Annotated in this window: 25 protein-coding genes and 2 pseudogenes; 11 read left to right on the top strand and 16 right to left on the bottom strand. The window is 68.9% G+C overall.

The genetic code is table 11. The features are described from left to right. Positions 1-167: 167 nt before the first annotated feature. A pseudogene (locus tag ACWGI8_RS12965) lies at positions 168-905 on the bottom strand (pirin family protein); the annotation flags it as partial. Between the two features lie 41 nt (positions 906-946). Here ACWGI8_RS12965 and ACWGI8_RS12960 point away from each other — a divergent pair. Next, a complete protein-coding gene (locus ACWGI8_RS12960; protein WP_453660407.1) occupies positions 947-2725 on the top strand; it encodes a recombinase family protein in 1779 nt (592 codons plus the stop codon). 328 nt (positions 2726-3053) lie between these two features. Here the strand turns inward: ACWGI8_RS12960 and ACWGI8_RS12955 are convergent, their stop codons facing one another. The 4 genes from ACWGI8_RS12955 to ACWGI8_RS12940 form a co-directional block, all read right to left on the bottom strand. Next, positions 3054-3632: an HAD domain-containing protein gene (locus ACWGI8_RS12955; RefSeq protein WP_453660406.1), complete on the bottom strand. Its 579-nt coding sequence runs from the start codon at positions 3630-3632 to the stop codon at positions 3054-3056. Positions 3633-3663: 31 nt separating this feature from the next. Continuing rightward, the gene (locus ACWGI8_RS12950) at positions 3664-4356 is read right to left on the bottom strand and encodes a class I SAM-dependent methyltransferase (protein ID WP_453660404.1); all 693 of its coding nucleotides are present in this window, start codon (positions 4354-4356) and stop codon (positions 3664-3666) included. A gap of 1 nt (position 4357) precedes the next feature. After that, positions 4358-5269, bottom strand: a complete 912-nt coding sequence (locus tag ACWGI8_RS12945) for a phosphotransferase family protein (protein WP_453660402.1) — start codon at positions 5267-5269, stop codon at positions 4358-4360. Positions 5270-5343: 74 nt separating this feature from the next. Continuing rightward, the gene (locus ACWGI8_RS12940) at positions 5344-6093 is read right to left on the bottom strand and encodes a hypothetical protein (protein ID WP_453660401.1); all 750 of its coding nucleotides are present in this window, start codon (positions 6091-6093) and stop codon (positions 5344-5346) included. 223 nt (positions 6094-6316) lie between these two features. On the opposite strand from ACWGI8_RS12940, the gene ACWGI8_RS12935 reads away from it, so the two are divergent. The 4 genes from ACWGI8_RS12935 to ACWGI8_RS12920 all read left to right on the top strand — a co-directional run bounded on the left by ACWGI8_RS12935 (position 6317) and on the right by ACWGI8_RS12920 (position 9368). Next, complete coding sequence (locus tag ACWGI8_RS12935; RefSeq protein ID WP_453660399.1) at positions 6317-7672, top strand: tetratricopeptide repeat protein; 1356 nt, start codon at positions 6317-6319, stop codon at positions 7670-7672. A gap of 33 nt (positions 7673-7705) precedes the next feature. Continuing rightward, entirely contained in the window at positions 7706-8203 is a 498-nt protein-coding gene (locus ACWGI8_RS12930) for an NUDIX domain-containing protein (protein ID WP_453660397.1), read from the top strand. A 200-nt stretch (positions 8204-8403) separates the two neighbouring features. Then, complete coding sequence (locus ACWGI8_RS12925) at positions 8404-8814, top strand: hypothetical protein (RefSeq protein WP_453660396.1); 411 nt, start codon at positions 8404-8406, stop codon at positions 8812-8814. Then, positions 8811-9368, top strand: a complete 558-nt coding sequence (locus ACWGI8_RS12920) for a hypothetical protein (RefSeq protein WP_453660395.1) — start codon at positions 8811-8813, stop codon at positions 9366-9368. The genes ACWGI8_RS12925 and ACWGI8_RS12920 overlap by 4 nt, the downstream gene beginning before the upstream one ends. 555 nt (positions 9369-9923) lie before the next feature. On the opposite strand, the gene ACWGI8_RS12915 is transcribed toward ACWGI8_RS12920, so the two are convergent. Both ACWGI8_RS12915 and ACWGI8_RS12910 read right to left on the bottom strand, forming a co-directional pair. Then, positions 9924-10895: a pirin family protein gene (locus ACWGI8_RS12915; RefSeq protein ID WP_453660393.1), complete on the bottom strand. Its 972-nt coding sequence runs from the start codon at positions 10893-10895 to the stop codon at positions 9924-9926. Positions 10896-11018: 123 nt separating this feature from the next. Beyond that, the gene (locus ACWGI8_RS12910) at positions 11019-11522 is read right to left on the bottom strand and encodes an SseB family protein (RefSeq protein WP_453660392.1); all 504 of its coding nucleotides are present in this window, start codon (positions 11520-11522) and stop codon (positions 11019-11021) included. A 201-nt stretch (positions 11523-11723) separates the two neighbouring features. Here ACWGI8_RS12910 and ACWGI8_RS12905 point away from each other — a divergent pair, with 201 nt between their 5' ends. The 4 genes from ACWGI8_RS12905 to ACWGI8_RS12890 all read left to right on the top strand — a co-directional run bounded on the left by ACWGI8_RS12905 (position 11724) and on the right by ACWGI8_RS12890 (position 17307). After that, entirely contained in the window at positions 11724-13565 is a 1842-nt protein-coding gene (locus ACWGI8_RS12905) for an acyl-CoA dehydrogenase (protein WP_453660409.1), read from the top strand. A 244-nt stretch (positions 13566-13809) separates the two neighbouring features. After that, entirely contained in the window at positions 13810-15138 is a 1329-nt protein-coding gene (locus tag ACWGI8_RS12900; protein WP_453660391.1) for a M18 family aminopeptidase, read from the top strand. 135 nt (positions 15139-15273) lie between these two features. Further along, a complete protein-coding gene (locus ACWGI8_RS12895) occupies positions 15274-16857 on the top strand; it encodes a hypothetical protein (protein ID WP_453660390.1) in 1584 nt (527 codons plus the stop codon). Positions 16858-16935: 78 nt separating this feature from the next. After that, a complete protein-coding gene (locus ACWGI8_RS12890) occupies positions 16936-17307 on the top strand; it encodes a hypothetical protein (protein ID WP_453660389.1) in 372 nt (123 codons plus the stop codon). 217 nt (positions 17308-17524) lie between these two features. Here the strand turns inward: ACWGI8_RS12890 and ACWGI8_RS12885 are convergent, their stop codons facing one another. The 8 genes and pseudogenes from ACWGI8_RS12885 to ACWGI8_RS12850 all read right to left on the bottom strand — a co-directional run bounded on the left by ACWGI8_RS12885 (position 17525) and on the right by ACWGI8_RS12850 (position 23692). Next, the gene (locus ACWGI8_RS12885; protein ID WP_453660388.1) at positions 17525-19333 is read right to left on the bottom strand and encodes an NHL domain-containing thioredoxin family protein; all 1809 of its coding nucleotides are present in this window, start codon (positions 19331-19333) and stop codon (positions 17525-17527) included. Between the two features lie 57 nt (positions 19334-19390). Beyond that, positions 19391-19552 (bottom strand): annotated as a pseudogene (locus ACWGI8_RS12880) (hypothetical protein); the annotation flags it as partial. A 66-nt stretch (positions 19553-19618) separates the two neighbouring features. Continuing rightward, on the bottom strand, positions 19619-19819 hold the full coding sequence (locus ACWGI8_RS12875; protein WP_453660387.1) for a hypothetical protein: 201 nt from the start codon (positions 19817-19819) through the stop codon (positions 19619-19621). Between the two features lie 88 nt (positions 19820-19907). Continuing rightward, positions 19908-20753: a helix-turn-helix domain-containing protein gene (locus tag ACWGI8_RS12870; protein ID WP_453660386.1), complete on the bottom strand. Its 846-nt coding sequence runs from the start codon at positions 20751-20753 to the stop codon at positions 19908-19910. A 16-nt stretch (positions 20754-20769) separates the two neighbouring features. Beyond that, complete coding sequence (locus ACWGI8_RS12865; RefSeq protein ID WP_453660384.1) at positions 20770-21264, bottom strand: DUF6879 family protein; 495 nt, start codon at positions 21262-21264, stop codon at positions 20770-20772. Continuing rightward, a complete protein-coding gene (locus ACWGI8_RS12860; protein ID WP_453660382.1) occupies positions 21257-21484 on the bottom strand; it encodes a hypothetical protein in 228 nt (75 codons plus the stop codon). Before ACWGI8_RS12860 ends, ACWGI8_RS12865 begins: the two co-directional genes overlap by 8 nt. A gap of 471 nt (positions 21485-21955) precedes the next feature. After that, on the bottom strand, positions 21956-23506 hold the full coding sequence (locus ACWGI8_RS12855; protein WP_453660380.1) for a recombinase family protein: 1551 nt from the start codon (positions 23504-23506) through the stop codon (positions 21956-21958). A gap of 42 nt (positions 23507-23548) precedes the next feature. Continuing rightward, complete coding sequence (locus ACWGI8_RS12850; protein WP_453660410.1) at positions 23549-23692, bottom strand: hypothetical protein; 144 nt, start codon at positions 23690-23692, stop codon at positions 23549-23551. 186 nt (positions 23693-23878) lie between these two features. Here ACWGI8_RS12850 and ACWGI8_RS12845 point away from each other — a divergent pair, with 186 nt between their 5' ends. Next, positions 23879-24796 carry a CAP domain-containing protein gene (locus tag ACWGI8_RS12845; protein WP_453660378.1) on the top strand — a complete coding sequence of 306 codons (918 nt, stop codon included), beginning with the start codon at positions 23879-23881 and terminating at the stop codon, positions 24794-24796. A 121-nt stretch (positions 24797-24917) separates the two neighbouring features. Here the strand turns inward: ACWGI8_RS12845 and ACWGI8_RS12840 are convergent, their stop codons facing one another. Beyond that, a complete protein-coding gene (locus ACWGI8_RS12840) occupies positions 24918-25733 on the bottom strand; it encodes a carbon-nitrogen family hydrolase (RefSeq protein WP_453660376.1) in 816 nt (271 codons plus the stop codon). A 134-nt stretch (positions 25734-25867) separates the two neighbouring features. On the opposite strand from ACWGI8_RS12840, the gene ACWGI8_RS12835 reads away from it, so the two are divergent. Further along, the gene (locus tag ACWGI8_RS12835; protein WP_453660375.1) at positions 25868-26692 is read left to right on the top strand and encodes a maleylpyruvate isomerase family mycothiol-dependent enzyme; all 825 of its coding nucleotides are present in this window, start codon (positions 25868-25870) and stop codon (positions 26690-26692) included. Positions 26693-26732 lie beyond the last annotated feature (40 nt).

Below are 26732 nucleotides of genomic sequence, written 5' to 3'. Positions count from 1 at the left end.
GGGCGAGGACGCAGCACAGGGTGGTCCGGTGCTGGCGCAGGACCAGCCAGGTCAGTCCGCGCAGCAGCCTCGGACGGGCGGTGCGGGCCGGGCGCGGCCGACCGTGCGTCGAGCGCGGCATCGGGTCGTCGAGCCGGAGAGCCGACGAGTCGCAGGCTTACGCCGGCTTACATCCCGTGCACGGCGGGGATGGTGCCCAGCTTGCCCTTCTGGAAGTCGTCGAAGGCCTGCTGCAGTTCCTCGCGGGTGTTCATCACGAACGGCCCGTAGTGCGCCATGGGCTCGCGGATCGGCTGCCCGCCGAGCAGCACGACCTCCAGGTCCGGCGTGTTCGAGTCCTGCTTCTCGTCCGCACGGACGGTCAGCGAGGAGCCCGCGCCGAAGACGGCGGTCTGGCCGCTGTGGACCGGACGGCGGTCCGTGCCGACGCTGCCACGGCCGGCGAGGACGTACACCAGACCGTTGAAGTCCTCGCGCCACGGCAGGTTGATCTCGGCGCCGGGACGCAGGGTCGCATGGACCATGGTGATCGGCGTGTGCGTGATGCCGGGTCCCTCGTGGCCGTCCAGCTCACCGGCGATGACCCGGAGCAGCGCGCCGCCGTCGGGGCTGGTCAGCAGCTGGACCTGGCCGCCGCGGATGTCCTGGTAGCGCGGAGGCATCATCTTGTCCTTCGCCGGCAGGTTCACCCACAGCTGCAGACCGTGGAAGAGACCGCCGGACATGACGAGCGACTCCGGCGGCGCCTCGATGTGCAGGAGGCCCGCGCCCGCGGTCATCCACTGGGTGTCCCCGTTGGTGATGGTGCCGCCACCGCCGTTGGAGTCCTGGTGGTCGAAGACGCCGTCGATGATGTACGTGACGGTCTCGAAGCCGCGGTGGGGGTGCCACGGGGTTCCCTGAATGAAACCAGTTGGGGGGGCAAAGAATCAGCTAGAGTCCCCCCATGATCAGACCAGGGGTGGTGACCGGCATGGACATCCATGCAGGTGTCTATGGGCGTCAGTCCGTGGGGCGCGCCAACAAGTCCGAGGTCAGCACGGTCACCCAGCGCGCTGCGGGTGTGGCCGAGGCCAAACGGCGCGGGGCCGTCAGCATCACCGAGTACGAGGACCTCGGCATATCCGCGTTCACGGGCGACGGCCGACCGGACTTCGACCGGCTGCTCAAGGACTGCCACGAGGGCCGGATCAACCTCATCGTCGTCTACTACATCAGCCGCCTGTCCCGGATGGATCCGCTGGATGCCATCCCCGTCGTCACGGAGCTGCTCAACCTCGGCGTGACGATCGTCAGCCTCACCGAGGGCGAGTTCCGCAAGGGCAATCTGATGGACCTGATCCATCTGATCCTGCGGCTCGACGCAGCCCACAGCGAGAGCAAGAACAAGAGCGACGCCGTCCGGGCAGCGAAGAAGGCGGCGTTGGATCTCGGTGGCTACGTGGGCGGGAAGCCGCCGCACGGCTTCCGCATGGTCCCGGTGACCCGCATGACGCCCGAGGGCAGGCCAGTCGTGATCCAGATCCTGGAGCACGATCCCGACGAGGTCCCGGTGATCCAGGACATGTGGGCGCGGATCAAGAAGCACAAGGACATGCCGTACCAGCCGGGCGGAGGACGCCGGCACCCGGGCTCCCTCACGGGCATCTGTGCCCAGATGACCGCCGACGGCGTCCCTACGAAGGGGCAGAGGGTCGGCAAGAAGACGAAGGACAGCGTCTGGGACCCGAAGACGGCTATGCGCATCCTCCGGGACCCCCGCATCGCGGGCTACGCGGCAATCCCGGTGTACAAGCGCCGGGAGGACGGCAAGCTGACCAGCGCCATCGAGAGCTACCGCATCGAGCGCGACCCCGAAACCATGAAGCCGGTTCAGGCGTACCCGCCGATCATCACGCCGGACGAGTGGCATGAACTGCAGGAGTGGCTCGACGGCAGGGGCCAGGGCAAGGGCCTGTCGCGGGGGCACGCCGTGCTCTCCGCCATGGACCTCCTGTTCTGCGACTGCGGCGCAGTGATGACGTCGCACCGCGCGACCACTCCCAACAAGGCCGCGTACCGCTGCCGCCGCCGGAAGGCGCTGCCGGGCCAGCACGAGGGCGAATGCACCATCAGCATGCAGACCCTGGATCTGTACGTAGCCCGACGTATCTTCGCCCTCATCCAGACCGCCGAGGACGACCCCGAGACAGCGGTCATTCTCGCCGAGGCCGCCCGGCGGTACACGGCACAGACGGAACAGACGGAAATCGTGGGCGAACGCCGCAGCCTCGTCACCGAACGCGCCGATGCCAAGCACGCGCTGGAGGAGCTGTACGACAGGGAAGAGGCCGGCGACTACGACGACCCGGTCGGCCGACGCCGGTTCCGCGAGCGGCGGGAACGGCTCCTCGGGCGGATGGAGCAGGCGGAAGTACGCCTCGCAGAGCTGGAGGAGGCGGCGACGCCCACGCTCCCGATCCACCTGTGGCTGCCAATCGGCGCGGGAGACGTCGATCCGGTGGGCGAGGGCTCGTGGTGGGAGGCGGCGACGACGCAGGAACGCCGCGACTTCGTCAAGTTGTTCGTGCGCCGGGTCACGGTCACCAAGGCGGCCGGTGTGGGGAAGTCGACGCCCGTCGATAAGCGGGCGACACTCGAGTTCGTACGACCAGAACAGACCAAGGGCGATGGCGCAGAGGCTGGCGAATCGCGGCAGAAGGAGGTGTTGGCGGTAGCGGTCTGACCTGCCGGTAACCCGAGACGAGCGGGGGAGAATACACCCCCATCGCCGGTTAGGGAAACCGGCGATTCTCCAGAGCATTGATGGTGCCCTCGGGGGCGCCGGGCAGCCGCGGCTCAACTGGCGCATCACCGCTCAACCGAACAAGCGGGCGCAAGCGGCTCGCAGCGAAACACCGTCAGCGGCACGTCGTCCATGTCCGCCACGCCACACCCACCGGCCACACCAGTGGCCATGAGGCCCGGAGAGCGCGGTCGGCACCGCTGACCCCGGTCAGATGCCCTCGCCACGCATCGTGGCGGGGGCATCAGGCTTTCTGCCCCGGTTCGCGTCACGCTGCTTCGGTTTCGCTCGGAGCAGCGGGTGCAGCAGTCCGCACCGTGAGCTGCTGCCCTGCCCACGCCCGGGCCTCGGCCAGGTGTTCAGTCTGGAGCCCGGCACGAGGGTCGGGTTGGATCAAAAGGGTCGCCGCGCCACGGGTGGTGCGCTCCGCGGCCCAGGCGTGGTCGAGGCTGGTGAAGTCGTCGTCGATCCACACAGCGGGGGCGTCGCCCAGCCAGGCATCGACGTGGTCGCGCTTCCACAGGTAGCCGTTGGGGTGGCTGGTGGTGATTTGGGGGCGCGGCAGGTCGACGTGCGGCAGGGGCAGGAGATCGAGGAGGGGCCCGATCAGGGTGGTGGCATCTTGCCGCCAGCTGGTGCACCAGACGGGGGTGACCAGGCCGGTACGGATCACGTCCATGAGCATGGAGCCGTGGGCGGGGTTGAGCCAGATGGTGACCGGGTCGCTGGCGCTACGGCCGGTGGGGACGACGTCGTGGCGGGCGTGGGTGGCCGGGGTCGAGCCGTCCGCGTCGGGGAAGGGTATGAGGACGCCGTCGATGTCGAGGAGCAGGTAGGGCGGGCGCATCGGTCCTCCAGAGGCGGGGCGAAGGCGGCTGTCAGAGCTTGCGGGCGCGGATCAGCAGGGTGGTGGGCCAGTGGCCCATACGGGGGTCGTGGAACTCCTGGGCGGAGGTGAGCCAGAAGCCAGCGTGGCTGAGGTGCTTCTCCCAGCGGTCGGTGGCGAACTCCCATCGGGCGATGGGAATCCGCGTGTGGTCGGGGAGGGTGATGTAGTCGCGGCGGGGACGGTCGTCGCCGGAGGGGCTTCGGCCGCCGCGCTGCGGGTGCGGGACGGAGAAGACGAGAATCCGGCCTGGCGTGAGGCGCTGGGCGATGGCCGGGAGCAGGAGCTCTGGGGCGACGAGCCCTACGGCGCCGAAGACGGAGTAGATCGCGTCGAAGGTCTCGTCGGAGGCTTGCAGGTAGTGCAGGGCGTGGCCGGCGACGAAGGTGAGGTTGTTCAGCCGTCCGTAGTGGGAGCGAGCACGGCGGACCTGCAGCCCGACCAGGTCGACGCCGGTGACGTGGGCACCGTGGCGGGTGGCGAGGTAGGCGGCGTTGTGGCCAGGGCCGCAGCCGAGTTCCAGGAGTCGCTTGCCGCGCAGGTCGGGGCCGAGGATCTCGGCTCCGGGACCTTGGCCGGGCCTCGTGGTCCACTCCATCCGCGCAGACAAGGACAGGGGTTCGGCCAGTCCGGCGGCGGTGCGCTGGAGGGCGTGCGCGTGCCACGGGGAAGCCTGGGCGAGCACGTCAGATCTCCAGGAGGTGGAGGACGTCGGTGAGGTGGCGGCGGACGGCCTTGAGGTAGGCGGGGTCGGTGGCCGAGTCGTTGATCCAGCGGATGGACTGCTCCATGAACCACTCGACGGCCCACATGCGATGCCAGCCCAGGGCCCAGTTCTCGGCGGTGAGCCCGCCGCGCGGGGCGAGGGCGTCGGGGGTGCCGCCGGCGGTGACGTACTGCTCCACGAAGACGCGCAGGCGCACGGGGTGCGGGGGCTCGATGGTGCCGTGCCAGCTGGCAAGGTCGAGCAGGCCCGGGCCCGTAAAGGCGCGGGCGAAGTCGAGCAGCCGCCAGCCGCGCTCGCCGATGTGAACGCTGGTGGGGTGGAACTCGGAGTGCACCCAGCCGAAGGGCGCCATCGTCGCTCCGACGGAACGGGCATCGGCAGCCTGGGCGATCCGGTCGAGCGCGTCCTCGACGTCGTCGGCATCCTGCCACCGCTCGGCCTTGCGCAGCTGGGCGAGGTGCTCCTGCGCCCGGGCCGGCAGCGTGCGCAGCCGTTCCTCGTCGAGGACAGACAGAGCGGGAGCCGTACGGGCGCCGTGCAGAACCACGGCCGCGGCGACGCCGTCGAGGTCGTCGGCCTCGCGGACCGACGGCCCGAGGTCCTCCATGAGCATGCCGAGCCAGCCGTCCAGGACCGCGGAGGCGCGGACCTGGGGGACGGGGACACCGAGGCTGTGTGCAAGGCGGAGGGCCTGGTCCTCGCAGTCGAACGGCTTCTTGGCGTACTTAAAGATGGCCGTGGAGCCGTCAGGGAAGGCCACGCGCTCGACTCCGGACATGGACCACACGCGCACCTCCTCCCGTACGGCGGTGGCCTGACCGGCCACGGTGAGCAGGTTGTCGAGAAGTTCGGCGCTGGGGTTCGTGGTCACGTGAGGGCTCCGGGGGATGGTGGCGTCCGGGGCGGGAGATGCCGGCCCGCCCCGGAGCCTGATCGGGCGGTGGGTTACGCGGCGGGGATCACGCGGTGGGAGTAGACCTGTTCGATCCAGCCCGCCTTGAACGCGGCCAGGTCTTCACGGAAGTTCGCCATCGAGGCACCGTAGGGCGCGACGACGCCGCCGGACTGGTCCGGCACGGACTGGCAGCCGTGCACGAGCCGGCCGCCGAGGGCGGCGTGGGCCTTGATGGACTCGATCCGGCGGTGCTCGTTGAACCAGCCGCCGTGGTAGACCTCGTCGAGCATCCCGCCCATCTCGTCGTCCAGGTCGAAGACGACGGAGGTGGCGGCGGGGAAGAACCAGCACGGGCCGACGTTGGAGATGTGCCCGTCCAGCTCGACCTTGTTGAGCGCCATGAGCGTGGCCGCCTCGCGGAGCATCCGCAGGTGGTCGGCAGTGATCTGCGGGAGTCCGAGACCGGCCAGGTGCTCCTCGCGGAAGAGGTAGGCGTACACCTCGTACGCGGTGGCCAGGACGCGGGCGGCGTCCGAGGTGGACTCACCGTGGCGCTTGATGAAGTCGAGCGCGAGCTGCTCGACCGCACTCTCGGTCGTCTCGTCCACGTCCAGGAGCTTGGACTTGACCAGCTCCCAATCGGCGACGAGCCAGGTGCTCGACTCGAAGCGGAAGAAATACTCGGCCGGGTCGATCGTGATGCGCCGGCCGTCGACCTGGATACCGGGCAGGCGGCTCCATCGCGGGTCGAACGCCTCGGGCAGCTCAACCGTGATGGCCGTGGTGTCGATGGTGGTCACCGTGTCTCCGTCTCAGTTCGGCCGGGTCCGGGCACAGGAATGCCCGAACCAGGAGTGGGCGTACGGAATTTCGAGGAGCCGCCCGGACCAAGGGGGAGCCTGGATCACGGTCACGCCGTTCCAGGCGGCTGCTGATAAGTGAACCTGTGGTCACGCTCGGTGGGTACGGTGGAAGGCAGTTGAAGCGGTATACGCGGTTTACAGCTCCGGAGTGGAGGCGATCGTGGCGGCGCAGAGAGACCCCAACTCCCGTCTGCGCGACGTCATCGACGCGGTCGGCTGCACCTACGAGGCCCTCGCCAGAGACGTGCGGCGTATTGCCGCCGAGAACGGCGAGATCCTCCAGACCAACAAGTCGGCCATCTCGCACTGGGTGAACGGCACCCGTGCCCCTTCGGGCCAGGTAGGTCAGTACCTCGCCGAAGCACTGTCCCGCCGAGAGGGACGCACGATCACCCAGACCGAGATCGGCCTCCATGCCGGCGAGGCCGAACAGCAGGCGGAATCCGACCCCGTCCTCGCGGTCACCGACCTGGGCCGCGCCGACGTCGAGCGCCGCCGATTCCTCGCCATCGCAGCCTTCACCACCGCCGGCGTCGCCATGCCGCTCGGCTACGACCACGAGGCCACCGCCCGCATGCTCCGCGCCCGCACCGGCACATCCACGATCGGCGTAGAGGACGTGGACGTCGTACGGCAGATCACCACGGCCTTCAGCGCCGCCGACGAACGCCTCGGCGGCGGCCACGGCCTGACCACCGTCACCGCCTACCTTGCCGACACCGCCGCACCCATGCTGCGCGGACGCTTCCCCAGCGAAGCCTTACGTCGGGCCGCGTTCGGCGCGGTCGCCGAACTCGCCTACCTGGCTGGGTGGAAGCACCACGACCTGGGCCAGGAGGGCGCCGCACAACGCTACTACCAGGTCGCCTACCAGCTCGCCTGCGAAGCCGACCCCCACGGCCACGCCGCCTGGATGATGCGCGCCCTCGCCCACCAGGCCCTGAGCCTCAAACAGCCCCACCACTGCGTCGACCTCGCCGAAGCCGCCCTCGCCCAAGGCCCCGGCCACATCGACGGCCAGACCGAAGCCCTCCTCCACATCACCCACGCCCGCGCCTACGCGGCCGTCAACGAGCACCCCTTGGCCGCACGTGCCCTACTCGCTGCCGAAGACGCGCTCCTACGTGACGACGGCCCCCAACCCAGCTACTCCCGCGTCAGCGGCCCCGCCGCCGGCACCGTGGCCAGTCACACCGCCCGCACGCTGACCGACCTCGCCGACCACGTCGGCACCGAACAGCAGCACCGGGACGCCCTCACCCGCTGGGACCCCAAGAAATACAAGCGCGTCCACGCCCTCACCCACGCCGACCTCGGCGACAACCTCGCCGCCCAGGCCCGCGCCGACGAAGCCGTCGCCGCCTGGACCCAGGCCCTGGTCCTCATGGAAGGCATGACCTCCGACCGCACCCGCAAGGCGATCACCTCGATCCGCTCCACCCTCGCGGTCTACCAGCGGCGCAAAGTGCCCGGCGCCGCAGATCTCGCCCGCCGCGCCCGCGAAACCCTCGCCTAACATGCCGACAACCCGTCCGAAGAAGGGAACCCCGTGACCCAGCAGACCGACGACCAGCCGAAGGCCCTCAAGCCGGCGCTCGAATCGATGACCCTGCTGGTCGCCGCGGTCATCGTCCACGACAAGGCCACCAACCGCGTCGTCCTCCTCCAGCGCAGCGAGAACGCCAAGTTCGCACAGGGCATGTGGGACCTCCCCGTCGGCAAGAGCGAACCTGGCGAGCCGATCACCGAGACGGCCGTCCGCGAGCTGTACGAAGAGACCGGTCTGACCGTGAAACCAGACGCGCTCAAGGTCGCCCACGTCATCCACGGCGCTTGGGGCGTGGAGGCCCCCAACGGCTTCCTCACGGTCGTCTTCGCCGCCCACGAATGGGCCGGCGAACCCGAAAACCGCGAACCCCGCAAGCACGCCCAGGTCCGCTGGATCGACGCCGACGTCATCCCCGAGGAATTCGTGGACACCACCGCCAGCGCCCTCCACCGCTACCTCACCGGCGGTCCCCAGGTGTCGCTGGACGGATGGAAGTAGGCGAGCGCTACCCGCCGGACGAGGCATGACAACGACCCCGGCCGATTCCCGCTCTACCCTGGCGAGTCCGTGCGTCTGCACCGTCGGTGGTGGGGTTGAGCCCTTCGACTTGTTGATCATTTGCCTGAAGTTCCAGCCCATATCGCGGAGTTACTGATTCACTATCAGTCGAACGTGTGGACACAACGGGGGGAAACACCGTGGACCCAACACTCATCGCCTTGGCCAGCGCGGGCGGTGCAGCCGTGGTATCGGCCATGGCAACAGACGGGTGGAACACGCTGCGATCAGGGGTCGTCACTCTGTGGCGACAGTTTCGCCCCGACTCCGCCAGTGAACTGGAACGGGACCTCAACACGACCCGTTCGGCTCTTCTCGCAACCCCGGCCGGCGACGTCGAGCAGGTCCGTCAGGCTCTTCAGTCCGCCTGGCAAGGGCGGATGTTGACTCTCTTCCTGGAAGATCCGGCGGCTGCAGCAGAGTTCGAAGCCCTGCTGTCGCGGCTCGGGGAAGCTGGCTCGCCCCGGACAAACACCAGCTTCCACGCCGAGGTCCGTGATCACGGTCGGGTGTACCAAGCAGGCGGGAACCAGTTCATCAGCGAGCGATGAGCACAGGGCACTGGGACGACGAAGACGACGCCCCTTGGCACATGCGCGCGAGCGCGGAGGATGAGGGGCGTGTCTACCAAGCGGGCCGCGACCAGCACATCACGGAGTATCACTTTCATGGCTCGGCACCCGACATAGACGACTATGACGACGAGGATGGAGACGACGACTGGGACTACCCCGAGAAGGGAGACAGTTCCTGGGGCGGGATCTGGGAGACGCTACTCAGCGTCTTACTCGCCTTGGCCCCACTACTTCCACTCGCGATCGCGGGCGCCAGCACACGCGCCGTGTGGACTGACAAGTCCGACCCCTCGATTTGGTGGTCCGTGCTCTTCTCGCTGGGAACCGTCATCGTCGGCGCAACAGGCTTCGTGATTCTTCGTGAGCGCCTGTCCTACAGGTCCCACCTGATCGATACGGTTTCCTGGCTGTACGTACCCGTGAGCATCGGCGTCTTCGTCTACTACACCATCCGGAACCCTGCTGAACTCCAGCTCAAGTTCATCGGAGACATCGGCCTGGAGCTTGCTCGTAAGCTCGGCCCTGTGTGAATGCCGCCCCAAGCAAGTGCTTGCTGTCCACCAGCATCAGGAGAAACCAGCGATGAAGGCCGAAGGCCGACGCGATGAAGAACACTCTCGGTGGCAGATGCACGCCCAGGCCGAGGACGAGGGGCGCGTGTATCAGGCTGGCCGGGATCAGCATGTGACAGTGCACGTTCACGGTGTACAACCACAGTCCGGGGCGACTGGGAGTCTTCGCAGTGCCCTTGCACCGCTCTACGTACTGCTTGGGCTCATGGGCGTTGCCGCATTCACGGTTGGCGGCCTCGCAGCCGGCATAGCCTTTTGGGGCTCCGGTTTCAGCACCATGTTCTTCCAGTCCTGCGGGATCGCTGCCGCAGGACTGGCACTGATGATGATCGTGGAACGGATCTTCACGGGCCGTTGGCACAGGTGGTCACGCACCCGCCGGGGAGCACCGCGCCTGTGAGCGGAAGGCTGAATGCCTGCCCGCGAACTGAATCAGACTGAACCGGGCCGCAAGCGCGGACAGGCCCCGTCTATGTCCAGACCGGACCTGCCCGCGTGTGTTGCCAGCGAGCCCTACAGTCCACCCTCAGACATCCCGTGCACGGCCGGGATCGTGCCCAGCCGCCCTTTCTGGAAGTCCTCGAACGCCTGCTGGAGTTCCTCGCGGGTGTTCATCACGAACGGGCCGTAGTGGGCCATAGGCTCACGAATGGGTCGGCCACCCAGGAGGACGACCTCCAGGTCCGGCGTGTGGGAGTCCTGCTTCTCGTCCGCGCGGACCGTCAGCGAGGAGCCCGTGCCGAAGACCGCCGTCTGGCCGAGGTGGATCGGGCGGCGTTCCGCGCCGACCGAGCCCTTGCCCGCGAGGACGTAGGCCAGGCCGTTGAAGTCCTCGCGCCAGGGCAGGGTGACCTCGGCACCCGGCGCCAGCGTCGTGTGGATCATCGTGATCGGCGTGTGCGTGACGCCGGGGCCCTGATGGCCGTCCAACTCGCCAGCAATGACTCGCAGGAGCGCACCGCCGTCCGGGGACGTCAGCAGCTGGACGTTGCCACCGCGGATGTCCTGGTAGCGCGGGGCCATCATCTTGTCCTCGGCCGGCAGATTCACCCACAGCTGGAGCCCGTGGAACAGACCGCCCGACATGACAAGGCCCTCCGGCGGCGCCTCGATGTGGAGCAAGCCCGCGCCCGCGGTCATCCACTGGGTGTCCCCGTTGGTGATGGTGCCGCCACCGCCGTTGGAGTCCTGGTGGTCGAAGACGCCGTCGATGATGTACGTGACGGTCTCGAAGCCGCGGTGGGGGTGCCACGGGGTCCCTTTCGGCTCCCCAGGCTGATATTCCACCTCGCCCATCTGGTCCATCATGATGAACGGGTCGAGGTACTTGTAGTTGATCCCGGCGAACGCACGTCGCACCGGGAAGCCCTCCCCCTCGAATCCGCTGGGCGCCGTGGTCACGGCGAGCACGGGACGCGCCTGGGCATCGGCGGGCGCGACGACGCGCGGCAGGGTGAGCGGATTCTCGACAGTCACTGCAGGCATGGCGGGACCTCCTTGTGCGTCCGAGTTTAGTTGAACGCTGAACTTCTTGCCACCCTGAACGCGAAAACGCCCGGGAACAATTCCCGGGCGCACGTCACGGCGGCCACGATCGGCCACACCGGCTCATCCGTACATACGGCGCATCGCGAAGTCGACCATCTGCTCCACGGCCTTCGCGTCGAACACCATCCGGTGCTCCCCCTCCATGTCGAGGACGAACCCGTACCCGGTCGGCAGCAGGTCGATCACCTCCGCGCCCGTGATCACGAAGTACTTCGACTCCTTGCCCGCGTACCGCCGCAGCTCCTTGAGGGACGTGAACATCGGGATCACCGGCTGCTGGGTGTTGTGCAGCGCGAGGAAGCCGGGGTTGTCGCCGCGCGGGCAGTACACCTTCGACGTCGCGAAGATCTGCTGGAAGTCCTCCGCGGACAGCGACCCGGTCGTGAACGCCCGCACCGCGTCCGCGAGCGACGGCGGCGACGGCTCGGGATACAGCGGCTGCTCGCCGTACCCGGCACCAGCACCGTGCATGCCGGCACCGGGCATACCGGCGCCTGACATCGGCTGCTGCGGCGGGGCGGCGTAGTGCTGCTGCGCGCCGGGGTTCTGGTCGTAGCCGTACATGACCGCAAGCGTACCGACCGACGGCCGCCCCGTGTCCGGCACTCGGGGCGGCCGAGGGGAACCGGCCCGCGGCAGCGAGCCGTGTCACAGATGACCGATAGGGGTTGCACGTTATTACCGGCGGGTAGCATCATCGTGGCTACTTGCTGGTAGATGTACGAGGAACCCTGCCTCCTCCCCGATCCTTACGGAGCCGTCGCCATGGGGCACTACAAGTCGAATCTCCGCGACATCGAGTTCAACCTCTTCGAGGTCCTCGGGCGCGACAAGCTGTACGGCACCGGCCCGTTCGCGGAGATGGACGTCGAGACCGCCAAGAGCATCCTCGATGAGATCGCCCGCCTCGCGGAGAACGACCTCGCCGAGTCCTTCGAGGACGCCGACCGCAACCCGCCGGTCTTCGACCCGGCGACCAACACCGCGCCGGTCCCGGCGTCGTTCAAGAAGAGCTACAAGGCCTTCATGGACTCCGAGTACTGGCGGCTCGGTCTGCCCGAGGAGATCGGCGGCACCACGTCGCCGCGCTCCCTGGTCTGGGCCTACGCCGAGCTGCTGCTGGGCTCGAACCCGGCGATCTGGATGTACTCCTCGGGTCCGGCCTTCGCCGGGATCCTCTTCGAGGAGGGCAACGAGGCGCAGAAGAAGGTCGCCCAGATCGCGGTCGAGAAGCGCTGGGGCTCCACCATGGTCCTCACCGAGCCGGACGCCGGCTCCGACGTGGGCGCCGGCCGCACCAAGGCGATCCAGCAGGAGGACGGCTCCTGGCACATCGAGGGCGTGAAGCGCTTCATCACCTCCGGCGAGCACGACATGGAGGAGAACATCCTCCACTACGTGCTGGCGCGCCCCGAGGGCCACGGCCCCGGCACCAAGGGCCTGTCCCTCTTCCTCGTCCCGAAGTTCCACTTCGACTGGGAGACCGGCGAGCTGGGCGAGCGCAACGGCGTGTACGCGACGAACGTCGAGCACAAGATGGGCCTCAAGGCGTCCAACACGTGCGAGATGACGTTCGGCGACCAGCACCCCGCCAAGGGCTGGCTGATCGGCGACAAGCACGACGGCATCCGCCAGATGTTCATGATCATCGAGTTCGCCCGCATGATGGTCGGCACGAAGGCGATCTCCACCCTGTCGACCGGCTACCTGAACGCGCTGGAGTACGCCAAGGAGCGCGTCCAGGGCTCCGACCTGTCGCAGTTCATGGACAAGACGGCGCCCAAGGTCACCATCACGCACCACCCCGACGTGCGCCGCTCGCTCATGACGCAGAAGGCGTACGCGGAGGGCATGCGCTCCCTCGTCCTCTACACCGCCGGGGTGCAGGACGAGATCGCCCTCAAGGAGGCCGCCGGCGAGGACGCGAAGACGCTGCACGGCCTGAACGACCTGCTGCTGCCGATCGTGAAGGGCTACGGCTCCGAGAAGGCGTACGAGCAGCTCGCCCAGTCGCTGCAGACCTTCGGCGGCTCCGGGTACCTGCAGGAGTACCCGATCGAGCAGTACATCCGCGACGCCAAGATCGACACCCTCTACGAGGGCACCACCGCGATCCAGGGTCAGGACTTCTTCTTCCGGAAGATCGTCCGCGACCAGGGCGCCTCGCTGAACCTGCTGGCCGAGGAGATCAAGAAGTTCCTCGCGGTCGGCACCGGCGGCGACGAGCTGGCCGGCGCCCGTGACGCGCTCGCCAAGGCCGCCGTCGACCTGGAGGCGATCGTCGGCCGCATGCTGACCGACCTCACCGCCACCGGCGAGGACGTCAAGAACATCTACAAGGTCGGCCTCAACACCACCCGCCTGCTGCTGGCCTCCGGCGACGTCGTCGTCGGCTACCTGCTGCTGCGCGGCGCGGCCGTCGCCGCCGAGGCGCTGGAGACCGCCTCCGCCAAGACTGTGTCTACTAAAGACGTGGCCTTCTACCAGGGCAAGATCGCGGCCGCGAAGTTCTTCGCCGCCAACGTCCTGCCGGGTGTCTCGCTCGCCCGCGAGATCGCCGAGGGCGTCGACAACGAGCTGATGGAGCTGGACGAGGCCGCGTTCTAGTGCCGCGACCGGCAATGTTTGCCCGTCAAGGAGCGTCGTCCGGTGCGTGCCATCGCAAGGCGGCAGGAAGTCCTTGTAGCGGAGCTACCAGGGCTTTTGGCCAACGCAGCGAGGGTGCGTGCCGGACGACGCGACAGGGCAGAGCTTGCCGGGAGGGGCACTAGTCCGGCCCCGGCCGACCTCGTCAACGGGGGCTCGCTTCCTTCCCGGGAGCGGGCCCCCGTACCTCGTTAAGGTGAACACCATGAGCAGCAGTGACGCACCGGCCCGCTTCGACCGCGGACACACCGATGACCTGATGTCCTTCCTCGCGGCGAGCCCGTCGCCGTACCACGCCGTGGCGAATGCCGCCGAGCGGCTGGAGAAGGCCGGTTTCCGGCAGGTCGAGGAGACCGACGCCTGGGACGCCGTGACATCAACGGCTTCCGCCGCGGGCACCGGCGGGAAGTACGTGCTGCGGGGCGGGGCGATCGTCGCCTGGTACGTGCCTGAGGGGGCGGAGGCCCACACGCCCTTCCGGATCGTCGGCGCGCACACCGACTCGCCGAACCTGCGGGTGAAGCCGCAGCCCGACATGGGCGCGCACGGCTGGCGGCAGATCGCCGTCGAGATCTACGGCGGCCCGCTGCTCAACTCCTGGCTCGACCGCGACCTGGGCCTGGCCGGCCGGCTCTCCCTGCGGGACGGGACGACGCGGCTGGTGAACATCGACCGGCCGCTGCTGCGCGTGCCGCAGCTCGCCATCCACATGGACCGCTCGATCTACGAGAAGGGTCTGCAACTCGACAAGCAGAAGCACATGCAGCCCATCTGGGGTCTGGGCGACTCCGTCGGCGAGGGTGACCTGATCTCCTTCCTGGAGGCGGAGACCGGGCTCGCCGCCGGGGAGGTCACCGGCTGGGACCTGATGACGCACGCACTGGAGGCGCCCGCGTATCTCGGCCGGGACCGGGAGCTGCTGGCCGGTCCGCGGATGGACAACCTGCTGTCCGTGCACGCCGGGACGGCGGCGCTCGCCGCGGTCTCCGCACGCGACGACCTGACGTACATCCCGGTGCTCGCCGCCTTCGACCACGAGGAGAACGGCTCCCAGGCGGACACCGGCGCGGACGGGCCGCTGCTCGGATCGGTGCTGGAGCGCTCGGTGTTCGCGCGCGGCGGTACGTACGAGGACAGGGCGCGCGCCTTCGCCGGTACGGTCTGCCTCTCGTCCGACACCGGACACGCCGTGCACCCCAACTACGCGGAGCGGCACGACCCGACGCACCACCCGCGCGCGAACGGCGGCCCCATCCTCAAGGTCAACGTCAACCAGCGGTACGCGACGGACGGCAGCGGACGGGCCGTGTTCGCCGCGGCGTGCGAGCGCGCCGGGGTGCCGTGGCAGACGTTCGTCTCCAACAACGCCATGCCGTGCGGCACGACGATCGGCCCGATCACCGCCGCCCGGCACGGGATCAGGACCGTCGACATCGGTGTGGCGATCCTGTCCATGCACAGCGCGCGCGAACTGTGCGGCGCGGAGGACCCGTATCTGCTGGCCAACGCCCTGGTGGCGTTCCTCGAAGGCTGACCTGGCCGACGACGGAAACGCGGTGTACGACGCGCCCCGCTGCCGCTTAGGATCCTGGTAGTGGGGCGCCTCTCATCGACCGGTCGTTGAACATCTGTCGCGCCCCCTTCTGATTCGTCCGGGGGGACGTCACACGTGAAGCGCAGCTTTTCCCTTGCCCTGTCCACGTCCGTGGTACTGGGCGTACTCGCGGTGCCCCACGCCGCTTCCGCCGCGGCGGGGCCGACCACCGTCGGCGTCTCGGGCCTCGCCCAGAAGCCCGGCCATCTCTTCGTCGACGACCTCAAGGCCGACAGCGAGGTGACCGGCATCTCCGCCGTCATCCACCGGCCGGGCGAGAACGTGGCCGTCGAGACCGTCCACGACTTCACGCTCGCCTCGGGCGACAGGAAGACGGGCGACTGGATCACCACCGGCGAGGTCAGGCTCGAACTCGCGGGCACGTACGCGGTCAACCTGATCGTCCGGGAGGCGGACGGGGACGAGACGTTCCTCGAGAACGCCGGTACGTACGACTACACCGCGAAGCGGTACTTCGAGGAGTTCGGTGTCGACCGGCCCCAGCCGACCTTCGACGACCTGAAAGTCACCGCGAGCGGCAGGCTCGTCGACTGGCAGCCGGTCACGCACGAGCGCAAGCCCGTCGCCGGAGCGAGCATCCGCCTGCACAGCTCCTCGGACCCCACCGACGTCGACTGGCTGACGACGGACGCCGACGGCCGGTTCACCGACTGGTTCATCGCCGAGGACGGGCCGCTGCCCGTGTTCGCGTACAACGGGAACGTCAGGACCCAGACCGTGACGGTGACCCCCAAGGGCCTGCCGGCCCGGGTCACGCTCGACAAGGCCGACTTCAGAGGCAAGTACAACGCGCCGGTCACGGTCACGGGCAAGGTCGAGTACGAGCTGGGCGGCGCCTGGCGGACCGCGAAGTGGGCCGACGTCGAGATCGTGGACGCCAAGGGGCTGTTCAACGGCAGTGCCGTCACGGACGCCGACGGCCGGTTCAGCGCCGAGACGAAGATCCCGTTCGCGGGCGACAAGCGGCAGCTGATCGTCAGCAACGGCGACTGGTTCTCCAACAAGCCCACCGTCCCGCTCACCTTCCGCACCACCGCCATCACCAGCATCAGCCAGTTCCAGGTTGCACTCGGTTCCGACTCCCGGCTGACCGCCTCCGGCTCGGTGAACGTCGAAGGCGCCCCGCGGCCGCACACCAAGGTCGACATCCAGGTGTCCAAGGACGGCAGGACCAGCTGGGCCAAGCTCGGCACGCTGACGGGCACCTCCAGTGGCTTCTTCCTGGGCTCGGTCGCCGCCCCGGCGACCGGCTACTACCGGGCGGTCTGGTTCGGCAGCACGGACGTCCCGACGGCCGTGAGCCCCGTCCTGCACGCGAGCGGCGTACCGACCCGGATCACGGGCTACAAGGTCTCGCCGACCGTACGGAAGGGCGGCCTGATCGCCGTCTCCGGCACGCTGCAGCACCTGGCGCCGACCTGGAAGGGGTACGGCGCCAGGGAGGTGCGCGTCTACTTCTCGCCGAAGGGCAAGCCGAAGGAGTCGTACCTGCTGGGGACGGTGAGGACCGCTGCCAACGGCTCGTTCACGAAGAGCTTCAAGGAGCGGGGCGACGGCACGGTTTTCGCCCTGCACCAGAACGTGGACGCCAAGCACCTGGTGAACCCGAGGGTGTCGGGCAACGTCGACGTCAGGTGACGCCTGGTCCCTGTGACGCCTGATCCCCCGCCGGCTCGCTAACATCTGCGAAACACCGTGCCTGGCACGGTGTTTCGCATGGTTATGCTCGGACAGCAGACGAGCCTCGTGCGTCACCGGGGCCCGTCGCCACGGAAGTTGACCGCCGTGATCGCCGCCGCCGTCGTGCTGGTCGCCGCGCTCACCGCCGTACTCATCCACAAGTACAACGACCGCCCGCCGTGGGGCGACGACATCGCGTACGAGGCCGGGTACGTGAAGGGCATGCGCATCAGGAAGTCCGATCCGTCGGGCAAGTGGACGAAGGATCTACTGAGCGGGGGCTGCGCGCGGATGGAGTCCGAGGGACTCGGCGGCCGCAAGGCCACCCACAACCCGGGGTTGTGGGTGGCCGGTTGCCTCGACGGCGCGGCGGGACGCGCCTCGAACAAGCAGGGCCTGTTCTACTGAGGCCCGTGGGCCCCAGGCCCCGACCGGACGATCATGTCGGGCCCGGACAGACCCTAAGGGCTGTCCCGTAATCCCCGGTGGATCAGCGCGCGGCGTCAGATGCGGTGCATCGCAAGGCGGAGGGTCGTCCTCATACTGGGCGTATTCGGGCGATCCGACAACGCAGCGAGGTGCCGTAGCTGTCGTCGTGCGCCCGCCGGGGATTACGGGACAGCCCTTAGGCGGGGTCCATACCCGCCAGCACCAGCGGGAGGCGCGCCGCACCGTCCTGCGTCACCCGGACCGGAACGCCCCAGTCCTGCTGGTGCACATGGCAGGCCGGGTACTCGTTCTCAGGGGCGTCGTCGCAGGACGCGGCCATCGCCGAGACGTGCAGAACGCCCTCCGTCACCGCCGGGTCGAGCTCCAGCTCACGGAACAGGTCCGTGCCCGCGCCCTCGCCGCCCGCGAGCAGCTCCGGCGGGGTGGAGGAGACGAGGAGCCGGGTCGAAGGACCGTAGCGGTCGTCGAGCTTCTGGCCGGCCGGGGCCTGGAACACGACGTCCAGCCGCAGCGTGCCCGGGGCGACCTCCGTCGCGGCCCGCTGCGTAGAGTGCGCGACGGCCTCCACCCGTACGGCCTCCTCGGGCAGCCGAAGCCGGGTCAGCCGGTGCCGGGCCGACTCCACGACCACGATGTCGTCGCCCACGAGGACGGCGGCGGACGGCTCCCGCAGATCGGTGGCGAGGGTCGTCACCCCACCGGTCGCCGGGTCGTAGCGGCGCAGCGCGTGGTTGTACGTGTCGGACACGGCGACCGAACCGTCGGGCAGCGCGGTGACGCCCAACGGGTGCTGGAGCAGCGCCTGTCCGGCGTCCCCGTCGCGGTGTCCGAAGTCGAAGAGGCCGGTGCCGACGGCGGTGTGGACGACGCCGTCGGTGTCGACCCAGCGCAGCGCGGAGGTCTCCGAGTCGGCGATCCACAGCCGGTCCTCGGTGGCGGCGAGACCGGACGGCTGCGCGAACCACGCCTCCCGCGCCGGCCCGTCGACCAGTCCCTCGTTGGTCGTGCCGGCGGCGGCCTCGACGGTGTCCGTGGCCGGGTCGTACGTCCACAGCTGGTGGACGCCGGCCATGGCGATCCACACCTTGCCCTGCCACCAGGCCACGTCCCACGGCGACGACAGATCCACCTCACGGGCCGGCCCGGACGTCGGCGACCCCTGCCACCACTGCCGCCCGGTGCCGGCGACGCGCTCGATCGCGCCGCTCGCGGGGTCGTACGTCCGCAGCGCGTGGTTCACGGTGTCGGCGACGACGACGCGCCCGTCCGGCAGCACCGCGAGCCCCTGCGGCTCCCGGAAGTCCCCGTCGCCGATGCGCCGGACGACCGTCTCGCCGTCCGGCTCCAGCTCGACCAGCTGGTGCCGGGTCGAGTCGGACACCAGGAAGTTCCCGGACGGCAGCAGCACGGCCTTCCCGGGGAACCGCAGATCGCTCGCCACGGGCTCCGGCGGTACGTACGGCCCGTCCCCGCGCCGCAGCGTCCCCTTCGCGCCGTGCTCGGCCTCCAGCTCCTCCACCAGCCGCTCGATGGCATGGGCATGCCCTTCACCGGCGTGCTGCGCGACGACGTACCCCTCGGGGTCGATCACGACGAGCGTCGGCCACGCCCGCACGGCGTACTGCTTCCACGTCGCGAGCTCCGGGTCGTCGAGGACGGGGTGGTGCACCTGGTACCGCTCGACGGCGTCGACGACGGCCCGGTGCTCGGCCTCGTGCACGAACTTCGGCGAGTGCACACCGATGATCACCAGGGTGTCCCGGTGCTTCTCCTCCAGCTCGCGCAGCTCGTCCAGGACATGCAGGCAGTTGATGCAGCAGAACGTCCAGAAATCAACAACAACGCACTTACCTCGCAGGTCGGCGAGGGTCAGCTCTTTGCCGCCGGTATTGAGCCAGCCACCCTTGCCGATCAGCTCAGGGGCACGGACACGGGCACGGCGGGGCGCGGGCGCAGGGGTGGGCGCCGGGACGGCATCGTTCATCCTTCAAGCTTGCCATCCGCGCATGAACGCAGGATCACGGTCTTACGAAGCGGCTGCTCAGGGCATACGCTCCACAACGGCGACCTCCGAGAACTCCCGGAGGAAGGTCATGTGGCCGGTCCGGCCGGTGTGCTGGATGCACATGTCGGTGCACACGTCCGCGTTCCCCGTCGGCTCGGAGGTCCATCGGCAGTCCGGGTTCAGGCACCGCGCGGTTGCCGTGGTCTCTGCCGAGGGGGTGGCGGCGCATGACGTACGTCACGTACCGGAGTACGGCTGTCACGCTCATGACGACGCCCGGGGGTGCGGGTGGTTCCGCAGTTCCACGTTGCAGTCGCTGACCGTCGAGCCGTCACCCGCCAGGCGGGCATCCTTGCGCTGGGCGGCCAGGGCGGAGCAGACTCCGCAGCCGGCGACCGGTGCGGGATCCGGGTCGGACCGCAGCGGCAGCTCTACCGGAGGTTGCGCATACGTGATCGGCTTCACGGCCCCGCTCCTCATGTCGTCCGTCTGACGACCACGCTAGGAACGGCGCGGAGCGGGCCTCAACGAACTTGCGCGGACTTGCGCCCGATCACCCGAGAGAGTCGATGGCTGCTGTGATCAGCGCGCGGGCCGGGGCGCCGTAGACGGCCAGTTCTGCCAGGTTGGCGAAGGTGCGGGCGTACATGCTGATCTCGTGGGGCTGAGTGATCGTGAGGAACGCAGAGACCAACTCGACGTTGACCTGTGCCTCATCGAAGACCCAGAAGTCCTCTACTGGCCACAAGGCCGTACGGTCTGCGCCCAGCGGGATCACGCCAAGGCTGACGTTCGGCAGCGTTGCCACAGAGAGGAGATGACCGAGTTGCCCGGCCATGGTGTCGGTGCCACCGATGCGGTGGCGTAGGACGCTCTCCTCCAGGAGAACGGCGAAGCGATGCGGCCCCGAATGCAAGATCCGCTGCTTGTCCACACGGACTTGGACGGCTGCTTCCAGGTCATCGGGCAGCGCCCGGCGGTCGCGAATTGCCCTGAGAAGCGCCTCGATGTAGGCGCGCGTCTGGAAGGGGCCGGGGATCAGCCAGGACGAGTAGGCGCGGAAGTTCCGGGTGCGTTCCCACAGCGGGAGGACCGACTCCTGAGCACGCCGCAGGCCGGACCGCTCCATCCGCCGCCACTCGATGTAGGCCCCGTCGATGTTGCGTGCCGTGGCGATCAGGTCGGCCAGTTGGTCCTGGGCATCACAGTGCAGCGCCCAGACGCCGAGATCGTCGTCAGATGGCGCAGTACGACCGGTCTCGACGCGGCTGCACTTGCTCTCATGCCAGCCGGCCCGGGAGGCAAGTTCCCGCGCGGTCAGACCCGAGTCCTTCCGGATCTCACGCAGCCGCTTGCCCAGGGCCTCCCGGGCTTGCTGAACACTCGACGATGAACTCACGTTGCGCTGCTCCGGATCAGACCGGCTGGTAGTCCTCGTGTGGCGTGGCCCGCTCCCAGACAGCCGCGAACGCGGACGCGCACAGCTCCACTACGACGGGATCGGTGACCAGCTCTTCACCGGTCATCTCCCCATTGCCGTTGAAGAGGTTGAAGAGCACCGAAGAGCCGTCGAAGAGCCACAGGTCGTTGCCAGGGAGGGCGAGGACGGAAGCCTCCCGGCGCGGGAGCCAGCGCACAGACTCACCCGCCTTGATGTTGTGGCCGCTGGTCAGCTCGTACTCGTAGCGCACATACAGGGAGATCGGCTCGGAGACGATGCGCGCCCGCCGGACGTCAACCCCCCGGGCCACGGACGCGGAGACCAGCTCGACCCACCAGGGCCAGCGTTCCGCCGGGTCGAATCGGTTGCCCGAAGTCCACTCGGAGTAGTCCTGATCCAGCGCGTAGGCGTCCCTCATCTCCAGGTGGTACGCGCTGTGCTTCGCGGCGCGGAACAGGTCCTCAAACATCGACTCCGTCGCCACCGTTCACCTCCGGGAAGAAGTGCATCATGCGCTTCGGGAACTCGATGACGGTCTCATGGGCCGGGATGTCCATCTGAGCCAGCCGCTCCGCGTCCGTCACGCGCCACCCTTGCAGGATGTAGTTCCCGGTCTCGTCGTCCAAGTAGACAGTAGGGGAACCGTTGTTGGGACTCTCGGGGTCCTTGCCAAGCCGGTGCAACGCCATGGTGTCCTCCGGTCGCTTGGGTGGCGATCAACATGAACGAGCTTGCGCCGGATCACGCGCGCCTGCCAGCAACTTGCACGAACTTCTACGTACCCGGGAGACGTCAGAGCCCCCGCACCCGCCGCCCTGGTCAGGGTGACGAGCAGGGAGGCTTATGGGGGGTGTTCAGCGTGCTTCGGAAGGCTTAACAGGGTCGTTCTCGCACCCTAACGAGGGGATACCTCCAGGTCAGCGCGGAATGCCCGCCCAAAAACGGAGCCGCACCCAGCGCACGCCTTTCGAGCTGGGGCCGGGGTCGCTGCGAGGGCTTCGCCTGAACTTTGCACATACCGAGTGACGAAGTGACGGAATGACGATTAGTTCTGATCCACTCATGGAAACAACAACACTGCTATGAGAGGTAACCGCCCGCGAGCGTCATTCCGTCACTTCGTCACGCCTGTCCGCTGTGGCAGGGCGCTTGCCGGGTGCTCAGGCGGCGGTGTCGATTTCCGCCAGCTTCGCCCAACGGATCTGGATGCGTTGCTCGGGGATGATCCGCTGACCACGCACCCCCTTACTCACCTCAACCCGGTCTATGGCAAGTGACAACCGACCGCGCCGGTCTTCGTTCGTCGCATCAGCCCATGCCTCACGCAGGGTGAGGCCGTCGAGCATCGGTGACACGTCCACCGACGGCATGGGCAGCTTGCGGAGATCGGTGCGAAGCCCCTCGATGCGCCCCCTCAGCCGCTCTGAAAGTCGGTTGTAGCGTTCCACGGCTGCGGCGCCACGGAACTCGCCACGCACATAGCGCGCGTCCTCAAGGTCAGCCAAGCGGGCTTCCTCGTCCTGGATCTCGGCGGTAAGCGCATCACGTTTCGCGAAGGTCTCCGGGTCCACGCGGTGCACCCAGCGATCTGCGATCGCGACAAGCAGCGGGTCGTCCGGTTCGAGCGCTGGGAGCTTGGTGAGGAACTGTTCCGTCACGTACTGGTCAACCGCCTCAGCCAGCGCCGACGCTCCGATGCACTGGTTGCCCGCGCGGCGAGCCATGCACTGGTAGCTGCCGCCCACACGGTGCATCCGGCGACCACAGCCAGGAACCGCGCAGTAGACGAGTCCCGTGAGCAGCGCCGTTCCCTCGGGCTTGGGCCGCCGCTTTCCTGCGTGCACGAACGTTCTGGATTCCAGCGTCCGGATGATCTGTTCCCGCTCTCCGACCGTGATGATCCCCTCGCCGATCTCGACGGTGTCCAGCGTCTCGGGATCGCGGTACGGGAAGACCCGGCCCGTGTACTTCCGCTCGCCGTCATCTGTCTCGACGCTCTCGGTCTCCGGCATCAAGCCGGCGAACGCAGGGGAACGCAGGAGCTGCATGATGCTGGCCGCGTTCCACTGCCCGCCCCTGGGAGAGAGGATCTCGTACTCGTTGAGGAGTCGGGCGATCTTGACCAACGATGTCCCGGCAAGCGCTTCATCTGCGATCAGGCGGGCGTAGACAGCGTGCTCCGGGTCGTGAACGAGCTTCTTGGTCTTCGGGTCGATGAGCAGCCCGTACGGAGGCTGTCCGCCGATCCACTGACCCTTGCTGCGGAGGTAGCGCTTTGCGTGCCCGACGCGCGTGCCGAGGTTCTTCGACTCGGAGCGGGCAAGCTCAGCGAGCATCGCGACGACCATGCGCGCCGAGTCGTTTGAGGTGTCGAGACCGTCCACGACTGAGACGAGACGGCCGCCGGCCTTCTCGATGTCGTCCAGCACCTTGCCCACCTGGCCGATCCCCTTGCGGGACAGACGGTCCAGCTTCCAGACGATCAGCGCGCCGACGACGCCGGCCGTGACAGCCGCCAACGCGGCGTCGAAGCCCTTGCGCTCAACGGTCTTGTAGCCAGAGCGCCCTCTGTCTATGTGGACCTTGCGGACGGTCAGTCCGTTGCGTTCGGCCCAGGCACGGCAGTCGGCTTCCTGCCGCTCGATTGCAGTCTTGCCGTCCCTGTCGAGGGACAGCCGAAGGTACAAATCACAGATCGTGTCTTGGTGCACACACTCAGTGTGGAGAAGAGATCGGTGCTCTGTTGTCTATTTTCAAAAATCGAGGACGGCAATGCGTCCTCGCAGGTCGCCGAGGGTCAGGGCCTTGCCGCCAGTGTTGAGCCAGCCGCCCTTGCCGATCAGCTCGGGGGCACGGACACGGGCACGGCGGCGCGGGGCGGGGGAAGCAGCAGTCATGGTCCCAAGGGTGCCACCTCCGTTTGAAGCCTCAACCACGGCGGCGTGATGCAGGCGCGGTGGCCCCGTCCGGCCCCCAGTAATCCGGCCCTGAGGCGAAAAACCGTTATCCCGTATGCCGCACGCCCCTCTCCTCTGTGCCGGACGGACCGGCCTTCCGATGAGAACGGGACCCCGATGCAGCACATGAAGAGGCCGACCTGGTTTCCCGAGACCGTGGCGTCGTTTCCCGAGACCGTGGCGACCCGGACGGTCCGGATTGCGGCGGACGGACGCGGCGTGCGCCGGCGGGCCGCGGGGAAGGGCCGGCACAGTCGCCGACCGCGGCCGGGGTTCCGGCCGGACGTGCCGGCACCCGTGGTCGTGGGTGTGGCCGCGGCTGTCGTCATCGCGGGCGGGATCTTCGCGCTGAGCGGTTCGGACGGGGACGCTGCGAACGATGAGGCCGTGGCCGCGTCCGTGCGGGAGGTGCCCGGGGACCCGGGCGTCGCACTGGCCCCGGGTGGCGAGCTCTCCGGCTTCATACCCCCGGCGTCGCCCTCGGCCTCCCCGTCGGCGGCACCTTCGACGTCTCCCGGGACGACGGCCGGCGCGCCCACCGGCACCCGGACCAGCACGGCCGCCGCGTCCACCCCCACCTCCCGGCACAAGGAGCGCACCGCGCAGCCGGCCGCGGAACGGACGAAGGACGGGGGAGGCGGCAAGGCGACCGGCCAGGCGGCCCGGTTCGCCGAGCAGATCGCCGAGCTGGTGAACGTCGAGCGGGCGAAGGCCGGCTGCGCCCCGCTCCGGGTGAGCGCCCAGGTGCAGGCCGCGGCCCAGGCTCACGCCGACGACATGGCGGCCCGCGACTACTACGAGCACGCGAGCCCGGAGGGCCGGCACGCCGACGACCGGATGCGCGCCGCGGGCTATCCGGCCGGCAAGTGGGGCGAGAACATCCACCGGGGGCCGGACGACCCGGCGACGGCGATGATCGACTGGATGAACAGCCCCGGCCACCGTGACAACATCCTGGACTGCGGATTCACCGACTTCGGGGTCGGTGTGAACCTCAGCGCCAACGGGCCGTGGTGGGTGCAGAACTTCGGCACCCGGTACTGACCGGGCCGGGCCGGGCAGAGGCCCAGGGGCGCAGTGCGGGCTTCCGGGCGCAGTGCGGACCCCCGGTGCGCAGATGCCGCCCCGGCCGTCCGGCCCGCGCGGCACGGTCACCGCGACACCGTCACCGCGGCGGCGTCAGCCCCAGGACGCGGTCCTTGAGCGCCGGGAACTCCTCCCGGGTCTGCGCCACCTTCGCCGGGTCGAGGTCGACGGTGAGGATCTCCTCCGCCGCGCCCGCCTCGGCGAGGACCTCGCCCCAGGGGTCGACCACGATGCTGTGGCCCGCCTGCTCGACGCCCGCGTGGGTGCCGGCGCTGCCGACGGCGAGGACGTACGACTGGTTCTCGACGGCGCGGGCCTGGGCGAGCAGGGTCCAGTGGGCACGGCGGCGTTCGGGCCAGCCGGCGGCGATGACGAGGAGGTCCGCGCCGGCGTCGACGAGGCCGCGGAAGAGTTCGGGGAAACGGAGGTCGTAGCAGGTGGCGAGGCCGAGGGTGGCCTCGGGGAGCCGTACGGTGGCGAGCTCGTCGCCCGCGGCCATCATCACCGCCTCGCCCTTGTCGAAGCCGAAGCGGTGGATCTTGCGGTAGACCCGGGCGAGCTCCCCGGTGGGGGAGAAGACCAGGGACGTGTTGTAGAGGGGGCCGGAACCCGCGGCGGAGCCACTGCCGGACGGGGCCCGCTCGACGATGGAGCCCGCGTGCAGCCAGACGCCCGCGTCACTCGCCGCCTTCGCCATCACCTCGTACGAGGGACCTTCGAGCGGCTCCGCTTCCGTCTCGAAGAGCTCGTAGGCGAAAGCTCCGACCGGCCACAGCTCGGGCAGGACGACAAGATCGGCACCGGCCTGCTCGCGTACCAGGGCCGCGGCTCGCTGCCTGCGGGAATCTACGGGTTCGTCCGGGTCTACTGCGATCTGGATGAGTGAGGCGCGCACACTACCACCGTCCTGGCATTCGAGCCGTCAACACGGGCCTACGATCGTCACACGAAAGCACTGCCGGGGTGCCCGGGGGCAGCGTAACTTGTCCACCACAGCACCCAGCCCGCGCACAACCGCCGAGGGGTTCCGTGACCGTCCATCCCAGTCTCCAGACCTACGCCGACGCCTGGACCCACTCCATCGAAGCGATATCCGAGCTGGTGCAACCCCTTGTCGAAGGGGAGTGGAACCGCCCGACGCCGTGCCCCGCGTGGTCCGTGCGCGACATCGTGTCGCATGTCATCGGCATGGAGTGCGAGATGCTCGGTGACCCCCGGCCGATCCACACCCTGCCGCGCGATCTCTACCACGTACGCAGTGAGTTCTCGCGCTACATGGAGATGCAGGTCGATGTGCGCCGGCACCACACGGCACCCGAGATGACCTCCGAGCTGGAGTACACGATCATCCGGCGGAACAGGCAGCTGCGGAACGAGAACCGCGCGCCCGACACGATGGTCCGTGCCCCTCTCGGGGCCGAGCAGACGCTGGAACTGGCCTACCGGATGCGGGCGTTCGACGTCTGGCTGCACGAGCAGGATCTCCGCACCGCGCTGGGCAAGCCGGGCAACCTCGACTCCCCCGGCGCCCTGGTCGCACGGGACACGTTCCTGGCCGTCCTGCCGAAGGTCGTCGCCAAGGACGCGGGCGCCCCGCCGAACTCGGCGGTCGTCTTCGACGTGAGCGGGCCCGTGGAGTTCCTGCGGACCGTCCGCGTGGACGCGGAGGGCCGCGGCACGATAGACGGCGCGCCGTCGCTGGGGCCCGCGGCGACGCTGGCACTGGACTGGGAGACGTACGTACGGCTCGCCGCCGGACGGGTCAGGCCCGCGGCGGTCAGCGACCGGATCAAGGTGGAGGGCGACGCGGACCTGGCGGCGGCGATCCTGGATTCGTTCGCGGTGACGCCGTAGCGCGGCGGGGCGTACTCGCCCCGCCGCCTGCGGGCAGCCG

Source organism: Streptomyces sp. NPDC054841 (assembly GCF_053611045.1).
Note: the sequence above shows the minus strand (reverse complement) of the source record. Positions and strands in the feature narration are given on the sequence as shown.